This window comes from Acidovorax sp. JG5 (genome assembly GCF_017939685.1).
Classification (GTDB): Bacteria; Pseudomonadota; Gammaproteobacteria; order Burkholderiales; family Burkholderiaceae_C; genus Acidovorax.
The window spans coordinates 1-467 of record NZ_JAGKSE010000074.1 but is presented as its reverse complement, the minus strand read 5'-3'; the positions used below and the strand labels follow the sequence as shown (position 1 = coordinate 467).

The window sequence follows — 467 nt, the reverse complement described above, 5'->3', positions numbered from 1 at the left end:
TTGTCCACGGGCAGTTGCCCGTCATCAACGAAGCGCGTCAGCGCAGTCCAGCGCCTGAGGCTGTAATCCAGGGCCCTGGCAGTCGCCGAGCTGTCGGGCAGCTTTTGCCGTTGCAATGTCATCCACTGGTGCAGCGCATCGAGGATGGGCTTGGAGTGCTGCTGGCGGATGACTTTGCGCTGATCAGCGTTGAGGTCTTTTACCTCGCGCTCAATGTCGTAGACGTTGGCGAACTGCTCCAAGGCGAACCCGGCAAGCTGGCTTTTGTTGGCCGCATGCAGGTCGAAGAATTTACGCCGGGCGTGCGCCAGACATCCAGCCTCAGTCAGGCCATTGGCAAACCCAGCCTTGTAACCACTGAAGTCATCGCATACCAGGCTACCCTTCCAGTCGCCCAGGAAGGCCCGGGCATGCTCGCCCGCCCTGGACTCGCAGAAGTCGTACACCACGGCCTTCATGTCTTCGAA

The 467-nt window shown here is 60.4% G+C and carries 1 protein-coding gene; it reads right to left on the bottom strand.

The genetic code is table 11. The annotated features are described in order from the left end of the window. Positions 1 to 467 (bottom strand): transposase (locus J8G26_RS19175; RefSeq protein WP_210570852.1); only part of this gene is annotated, 467 nt, incomplete at both ends.